Source organism: Rhodococcus sp. IEGM 27, assembly GCF_033142305.1.
GTDB lineage: Bacteria > Actinomycetota > Actinomycetes > Mycobacteriales > Mycobacteriaceae > Rhodococcus_F > Rhodococcus_F oxybenzonivorans.
The window spans coordinates 308378-316310 of sequence record NZ_JAWLSG010000002.1 but is presented as its reverse complement, the minus strand read 5'-3'; the positions used below and the strand labels follow the sequence as shown (position 1 = coordinate 316310).

Sequence of the window (7933 nt, the reverse complement as noted above, 5' to 3'; positions counted from 1 at the left end):
TGGCCGGCCCCCGCCCCCCCCACCACACCCGTCCCGCGGGGGGGGGCGGGGGGGCGCCCCCCCCCCCCCCCGCGCCCCGCCCCCCCCCCACGCCGGATAACGCTGCTACGTCACCCCACTCGAAAAGGGAGATCAGTCACGCGGCTTTTCCCGAAGCTCGTAGGCCTCGATGACGTCACCGACCTTGATGTCGGTGTAGGTGACCGTCAAACCGCACTCGTAACCCTCGCGTACCTCAACGACGTCGTCCTTCTCCCGCTTCAGCGAAGAGATGGTGACGGTCTCGGCGACAACCGTGTTGTCACGCAGCAGCCGGGCCTTTGCATTGCGACGGATGCTACCCGAGGTGACGAGGCAACCGGCAATGTTGCCGACCTTGGACGAGCGGAACATCGCGCGGATCTCCGCCTTGCCCAGCTCGACCTCTTCGTAGATCGGCTTGAGCATGCCCTTGAGGGCCTTCTCGACCTCGTCGATTGCCTGGTAGATCACCGAGTAGTACCGGATGTCGACGCCCTCGCGGTTCGCCAACTCGGTCGCCTTGCCCTCGGCGCGCACGTTGAACCCGATGATGATCGCGTTCGACGCAGCGGCCAGGTTGACGTTCGTCTCCGTGACGCCACCGACACCACGGTCGATGACGCGCAACTGCACCTCGTCGTCGATCTGGATGCCGTGCAGCGCCTCCTCGAGTGCCTCCACGGTTCCGGAGTTGTCACCCTTGAGGATGAGGTTGAGCTGCGACGTCTCCTTGAGGGCCGAATCGAGGTCCTCGAGGCTGATCCGCTTGCGGCTCTTCGCGGCCAGAGCGTTGCGCTTACGCGCATTGCGCCGGTCGGCGATCTGACGGGCGATGCGATCCTCGTCGACCACGAGCAGGTTGTCGCCTGCACCGGGGACCGACGTGAAACCGACCACCTGCACGGGACGTGAGGGCATTGCCTCGAGTACGTCCTCGCCGTGCTCGTCGACCATCCGGCGCACACGGCCGTAGGCGTCGCCGGCGACGATCGAGTCACCGACCCGCAACGTTCCACGCTGGATGAGCACGGTCGCGACGGGTCCGCGTCCACGGTCGAGGTGCGCCTCGATAGCGACACCCTGTGCGTCCATATCCGGGTTGGCCCGCAGGTCGAGGGCAGCATCCGCCGTCAACAGCACGGCGTCGAGCAGTGCATCGATGTTGGTGCCCTGCTTCGCCGAGATGTCGACGAACATGGTGTCTCCGCCGTATTCCTCGGCCACCAGCCCGTACTCGGTGAGCTGCTGCCGGATCTTGTCCGGGTTCGCGCCTTCCTTGTCGATCTTGTTCACCGCGACCACGATCGGCACATCGGCCGCCTGGGCGTGGTTGATCGCTTCCACCGTCTGCGGCATGACGCCGTCGTCGGCGGCGACGACCAGGATCGCGAGGTCGGTGGCCTTGGCACCGCGAGCACGCATGGCCGTGAAGGCCTCGTGACCGGGGGTGTCGATGAACGTCACGAGACGCTCGTTGCCGTCGAGCTCGGTGAGCACCTGGTAGGCACCGATGTGCTGCGTGATACCGCCGGCCTCGCCCTCACGGACATTGGCCTTACGGATCGTGTCGAGCAGGCGGGTCTTACCGTGGTCGACGTGGCCCATGACGGTGACCACCGGCGGACGGGACATGAGGTCCTCTTCGCCGCCTTCGTCTTCACCGTAGGTGAGGTCGAAGCTGTCGAGCAGCTCACGGTCCTCATCCTCCGGGCTGACGACCTGGACGACGTAGTTCATCTCGCCGCCGAGCAGCTCGAGGGTCTCGTCGTTGACGGACTGGGTAGCCGTCACCATCTCACCGAGGTTGAACAACGCCTGCACGAGGGCGGCCGGGTTCGCGTCGATCTTCTCCGCGAAGTCCGAAAGCGAAGCACCGCGAGCGAGGCGAATGGTCTCGCCGTTGCCACGGGGCAACCGCACGCCACCGACGGCGGGCGCCTGCATGGAGTCGTATTCCTGGCGCTTCTGACGCTTGGACTTGCGACCACGACGCGGGGCGCCACCGGGGCGACCGAACGCGCCCGCTGCTGCACCGCGCTGACCGGGGCGTCCACCGCCACCGGGACGGCCGCGGAAACCACCTGCGGGTGCGCCGCCACCGGGAGCACCGGCACCGGCACCGGGGGCACCGCCACCGCGGTAGCCACCGCCGCCGCCCGCACCGCCGGGACGCCCACCGGGAGCGCCGCCGGGACGGCCGGGACGACCACCACCGGGAGCGGGACGAGCCGAGCGTGCCGGCATCGCGCCGGGGTTCGGACGCGGAGGCATCGAACCGGGACTCGGACGAGGACCGCCCTGACCCGGAGCCGGACGAGGTCCACCCTGACCCGGAGCCGGACGAGGACCGCCCTGACCCGGAGCCGGACGAGGACCGCCCTGACCCGGAGCCGGACGAGGACCGCCCTGACCCGGAGCGGGTCGAGGAGCACCGGGACGCGGTGCGCCGGGAGCCGGACGCGGCGCCGGACGCTCGGCCGGAGCCGACGAGTACGGGTTGTTACCGACACGCGGAGGCTTGGGGCCCGGTCGCGGCCCACCCGGCTTTGCGCCGGTGGACGGAGCCGCGGACGCACTGGCGGCCGGAGCCGACGGCGCAGCGGGTGCCGGCGCGGCCGGAGCCGGGCGACCCGGCTTCGGCGCATTGCTGATCGGTGCACTGCTGGTAGGTGCACTGCTGCTAGGTGCACTGCTGCTGGGAGCTGCCGGAGCCGCTGCTGCGGGCGCCGCCGGAGCCTGCGCCGCAGGCGTGGCTGCGGGAGCTGATGCAGCCGGGGCCGCCGGTGCGGGTGCTGCCGGAGCCGGAGCTGCCGGAGCCGGAGCTGCCGGCTTGGGGCCGGGACGGGGTCCGCCCGGCTTGGCCGACGTCGTCGACGGTGCGCTCGGCGCCGGCGCGCCGGGCTTGGCCGCCGGGCGTGCCGCTGAATCGGGCGACGAAGACTTCGGGAACGACTCCCGCAGACGTCGGGCAACGGGCGCCTCCACTGTGGAGGACGCCGACTTCACGAACTCGCCCTGCTCCTTGAGCGTTGCGAGTAGTTCTTTACTTGTGACACCGAGTTCTTTAGCCAACTCGTGCACGCGGGCCTTGCCTGCCACTGCTCTCCTCACTGATGAGGTCGAGCAGGAGGCTCCCCTGACAGGGGCCCGCACGACCTCGGGTTATCTCCGATGGACGATCATCGCTGGTGCTTCACGGTGTGCTCATGAGTGCTTGTGCCTGTTCTGTTCGAGAGGTACTGCTCTGCGTGTGCGTTCTGCTCGTACCCAATGTTCGATCTCTGACGTATCCACACTTCCGGTGACTCGCAGCGCTCTGCCGAAGGCTCGGCGTCGCTCCGCGAGACTCAGGCAAGCCTGATCGGGGTGCAGCCACGCACCTCGTCCGGGAAGCCTACGTCGTGGGTCGGGAACGAGTATATGGCCTTGCGGCCCACTCTCACTTACCACGACCCTGAGCAGATCGAGAGCCAGCGCGCGCTCTCGACATCCAATGCACGTCCGTACCGGCGAACCGGCACTGGCGCGCGTGAAATCCGGGAGCTCATGCTGAACCATTGACCACTCTACCGCCGACTCGCCCCGATCTCCGCATTCCACGCTCAACGAGTGGTCGCGGCGGGTCCGTCGGCCGACTCCGGGGTGGGCGCCGCATCGCTGCGGATGTCGATCCGCCAACCGGTCAGGCGCGCAGCCAGACGGGCATTCTGCCCTTCCTTGCCGATCGCGAGGGACAGCTGGAAGTCGGGGACGACGACTCGCGCCGCGCGCGCATCCGGATCCACCACTGTGACGGACACCACCTTCGACGGCGACAACGCGTTGCCGACGAACCGGGCGGGATCCTCGTCGAAGTCGATGATGTCGATCTTCTCGCCGGCGAGTTCACTCATCACGTTCCGCACGCGCTGGCCCATCGGGCCGATGCACGCCCCCTTCGCGTTGAGTCCCGAGACGCGCGACGCGACGGCGATCTTCGACCGGTGGCCCGCTTCCCGCGCCACGGCGATGATCTCCACCGACCCGTCCGCGATCTCCGGAACCTCGAGCGCGAACAACTTCCGGACGAGATTCGGATGTGTCCGGGAAAGGGTGATCTGTGGTCCGCGCTGCCCCCGCGACACCCCCACGACGTAGCACTTGAGACGCTCGCCGTGCTCGTAGGTCTCGCCGGGAACCTGCTCGGCGGGCGGTATCAGCCCCTCGGCACCGTTGGCCTCGCTGCCGATCCGCACGACGACCATGCCTCGGGAATTCGCCCGCGTGTCGCGCTGGATGACACCGCCGACGATCTCACCCTCGTGGGTGGAGTACTCACCGAAGCTCCGCTCGTGCTCGGCGTCGCGCAGGCGCTGGAGGATGACCTGACGCGCGGTGGTCGCCGCGATGCGGCCGAAGCCCTCCGGGGTGTCGTCCCACTCCTCGCCGACCATGTTGCCGTCCGCGTCGACGTCGTGCGCCATCACGCGCACGATGCCGCTTTTCGTATCGACGTCGATCCGCGCATGATTCTTGTGGCCCTCGGTGTGCCGATAGGCCGTCAGCAGCGCCGTCTGGATCGTCGAGATGACGGTTTCGATCGAAATGCCTTTGTCAGCCTCGATGGCGCGCAACGCCGCAATGTCGATATTCACTTGTCCAACTCCTCTGCTACTTCTTCCTCTTCCGATATATCGGAGTCGGACGGCGACACCCGACCCTCGGGTATTCCACCTGCGAGCTCCAACTCTCGCGGGTCGGGCTTCGAAAACTCCACCTGCACAATGGCTTTCTCGATGTCCGACACGGATACTCGGCGAACCTCCGGCCCGGAGCGCGACCCGATCACCACCTCGACTGCGTCGTCGTCCCACCGACCGATCCGGCCCACGACGGTCTCGTTCGGAAGGTCGATGCGCACCTTCCGGCCGCGGGCCCGGCGCCAGTGCCGCTCATGCGTGAGCGGCCGGTCGATACCGGGAGAGGTGACCTCGAGCGTGTACGGAGTCTCCCCGAAGTCGGGAACCGAGTCGAAGACCTCCGAGATCGTGTGACTCAGGCGAGCCACGGCATCGAGCTCGAGCCCGGCGTCGCTGTCCACCATGATCCGGACCGCGCTGTGCTTGCCCGCAAGGTTGACGGCAACGTCCTCCAAGTCGTAACCCTGGCTGTGCACCAGGTCGGAGATGAGCTCCGTCACCCTCTCCTTGGATGGAACCGGCATCGGGAAAGCTCCTCGTTTCAGTTGTCGTTCGTCGGGCGGGTCGTTCGTCGGAAGTCTGGGGCTGCTGTGTCACGTGCTGGGCGCACGCGGCACCGCTACCCGTTCCGACGGGTTCGGGCATCTAAGAGTAACGCTGATCGGAGGCTTCCGTGACCAGCACCGCTCGCCGATTCCCGGCTTCGCCACCCGACCTGGCACCATGGACCGGTGCTCACGCCCACCGCCTCCCGACCGCCGACGTTCGGCCCGGCCGTGTCCCGGCGCGCCGCTCTCCGGCTCGCAGCAGTCTCCGCAGTCGGTGCCACCGGTGTCGCCCTATTGGCGGGGTGCACCGAGGACACGAACGACCGGGCAGAGGTCGATTCCCTCGTCGCCCAGTCTCAGCTTGCCCGACGTGATGCAGCAGGCGCTGCGGCCGCGATCGCACTGCTCCCCGACCGCAGCGCCGCGCTCGACCTCGTCCGCGTCCAGCGCACCGCGCACGCAGACGCGTTGGACGCCGAAATAGCTAGAGCTGCAGGAACTTATCCGGACGGAACGACGCCGACCACCTCGCCGTCCGCGTCCGCGGCACCGACCGTGCCGGTTCCCCCGCCGACATTGGATCAGCTACGCGCCGAACTCGCCGAGTCCCAGCGCAGTGCAGCTGATTCGGCGCGGACTCTGAGTGGCTACCGCGCCGGGCTGTCGGCGTCCATCAGCGCCGCGTGCGCCACCTACCTGGCGGTGGTGCTGTCGTGACCGCTCCTACCGAATCCGAGGGGCGGAGTCTCGCCGACGCACTCGCCGCCGAGCATGCCGCAGTATTCGCTTACGGGGTGGTCGCTGCATTCTCCAATCCGGTTCGTGCGGATCAAGTGGCTGCCGGCGCCGCGGGCCACCGTGCACGCCGCGACGCCCTGATCGACACGTTGACGGCCGCAGAGTTGACGGCCCCGGCCGCCGAGGCGGGTTACACCCTGCCGTTCCCGGTCACCGACCCTGTCTCGGCGGCCCAGCTCGCCGCACGAGTAGAGGCCGATACCGCCATCGCCTGGCGCGCTGTCGTCGAGCACGGCGAGACGGAGGACACGCGGTCGCTGGGTGTCGCCGGGCTGACGGAGTCGGCGATCCGGGAGGCGGGCTGGCGGCTCGCGCTCGGAACAGACCCCACGACAGCGGTCTTCCCCGGCCAACCGTAACCGCGCCCAGGCCCCGACGACCCGGTTCCCGGCCACCGGGATGCGCACACCCACGCGGCTCGTTCTCGGCCTAGCGTCTGAGCCAGGCCACTGGTGGAACGAGAGGACGACGGCGTGGACGATCGCTCGATGGAACGGCGTCTGGACGATCTCGAGAGGGTCGAGGCCATCAAGGCACTGAAGTACCGGTACTGGCGGGCCTGTGACGGAAAGGACCCGGACGCGTTCCGGGCCTGCTTCGTCTCGTCGGGCGCGTCGATCGACTTCGGCGTCCTCGGCCGGTTCGACGACGCTGACCGCATCACCCAGGTGTTCACGGACATTGCACTACGGGAAGTGGACGGTCGGCCGGTCATCCTCGACATGCATCACGGCTTTCATCCCCACATCGAGTTGCACGGCGAGACCGAGGCGTCCGGCGCGTGGACGCTGGCCTTCCGTCAGGTCGATCTGCTCCACGGTACGGAGACGGTGTCCTCCGGCGAGTACGACGACGACTATCGGGTCGAGAACGGTGAATGGCGAATGTCGCGGTGCCACTACAGCGTGAGATGGTCGATAACCCGTCCGCTCACTTCGGACACGGTGGTGGTGCAGTGACCGCCCGCGTTGCCTTGGTCACCGGGGCGAGCCGCGGCGTCGGCAAGGGTGTGGCCACGGCTCTGGGTGCGGCGGGATGGACGGTGTACCTGACCGGCCGGGGCCCCGCACCGCAAGGCAGCCCACTGGTTGCCGCTGCCGAGACGGTCTCCGACTCTGGCGGCACCGGAGTCGCCGTTGCGTGCGATCACCGGAACGACGACGACGTGCGGACCCTGTTCCGGCGCATCGCCGACGAGCAGGGTGGCCGGCTCGACCTGCTGGTCAACAACGTCTGGGCGAGTCCGCGAGGGTTCGGGGGATTCAGCACTCCCTTCTGGGAGCGTCCGCTCGACGACTGGGACTCCCTCATCGGCGTCGGATTGCGGGCCCACTATGTTGCGTCCGTGGAGGCTGCCCGGCTGATGGTTCCGCGCCGCCGCGGCCTGATCGCCAACATCTCGTCGTTCGGCACCAGGAGCCACCTTCATTCCGTCCTCTACGGCATGTCGAAGGCGGGGCTGGACAAGATGGCCAGTGACATGGCCGTCGAGCTGGCGCCGCATGACGTGCGGACGGTGTCCCTGTGGCCGGGGATCGTCCGGACGGAGATGATCCTCGCCAGCGGTGTCGACAGCATCGCGGGATTTCCTGTCGCGGACGCCGAGTCACCGCAGTTCGTCGGTCAGGTGATCTGCGGGCTCGTCGACGATCCGTCCCTCTCCCACCGCAGCGGTCACACCTTCGTGACCGCGGAACTCGCGCGCGAGTACGGAATCACCGACACGAACGGCCGCACCCCGCCGTCCCACCGGGCGGCGTTCGGCGGCGGACCCGTCTTCTGAGCCGCCGCTGTCGATGCGACCGACACCGCAAGCACCCCGCCGCACTTGATCTTGCTCAGCACACCCGCGGCGGGGCAGGATAGGAACGTGCCGAAGGGTTGTCG

At 68.3% G+C, this 7933-nt stretch carries 8 protein-coding genes; 4 read left to right on the top strand and 4 right to left on the bottom strand.

The window, feature by feature from the left end; translation table 11 throughout:
• Positions 1–132: 132 nt before the first annotated feature.
• From infB to rimP, 4 genes are all read right to left on the bottom strand, one after another.
• Positions 133–3120, bottom strand: coding sequence for a translation initiation factor IF-2 (gene infB / locus R4P95_RS07845; RefSeq protein ID WP_317746538.1), 2988 nt, complete (start codon positions 3118–3120; stop codon positions 133–135).
• A gap of 105 nt (positions 3121–3225) precedes the next feature.
• A complete protein-coding gene (locus tag R4P95_RS07840; RefSeq protein WP_213571703.1) occupies positions 3226–3579 on the bottom strand; it encodes a YlxR family protein in 354 nt (117 codons plus the stop codon).
• Positions 3580–3623: 44 nt separating this feature from the next.
• Positions 3624–4655 carry a transcription termination factor NusA gene (gene nusA / locus R4P95_RS07835; protein ID WP_109330833.1) on the bottom strand — a complete coding sequence of 344 codons (1032 nt, stop codon included), beginning with the start codon at positions 4653–4655 and terminating at the stop codon, positions 3624–3626.
• Positions 4652–5224: a ribosome maturation factor RimP gene (gene rimP, locus R4P95_RS07830; RefSeq protein WP_213571702.1), complete on the bottom strand. Its 573-nt coding sequence runs from the start codon at positions 5222–5224 to the stop codon at positions 4652–4654. The genes nusA and rimP overlap by 4 nt, the downstream gene beginning before the upstream one ends.
• 207 nt (positions 5225–5431) lie before the next feature.
• Here rimP and R4P95_RS07825 point away from each other — a divergent pair, with 207 nt between their 5' ends.
• From R4P95_RS07825 to R4P95_RS07810, 4 genes are all read left to right on the top strand, one after another.
• On the top strand, positions 5432–5965 hold the full coding sequence (locus R4P95_RS07825; RefSeq protein ID WP_213571701.1) for a hypothetical protein: 534 nt from the start codon (positions 5432–5434) through the stop codon (positions 5963–5965).
• Positions 5962–6405, top strand: a complete 444-nt coding sequence (locus R4P95_RS07820) for a ferritin-like domain-containing protein (protein WP_213571700.1) — start codon at positions 5962–5964, stop codon at positions 6403–6405. Before R4P95_RS07825 ends, R4P95_RS07820 begins: the two co-directional genes overlap by 4 nt.
• Before the next feature lie 114 nt (positions 6406–6519).
• Entirely contained in the window at positions 6520–7005 is a 486-nt protein-coding gene (locus R4P95_RS07815) for a nuclear transport factor 2 family protein (RefSeq protein ID WP_213571699.1), read from the top strand.
• On the top strand, positions 7002–7829 hold the full coding sequence (locus R4P95_RS07810) for an SDR family NAD(P)-dependent oxidoreductase (protein WP_317746535.1): 828 nt from the start codon (positions 7002–7004) through the stop codon (positions 7827–7829). The genes R4P95_RS07815 and R4P95_RS07810 overlap by 4 nt, the downstream gene beginning before the upstream one ends.
• Positions 7830–7933: the final 104 nt, after the last annotated feature.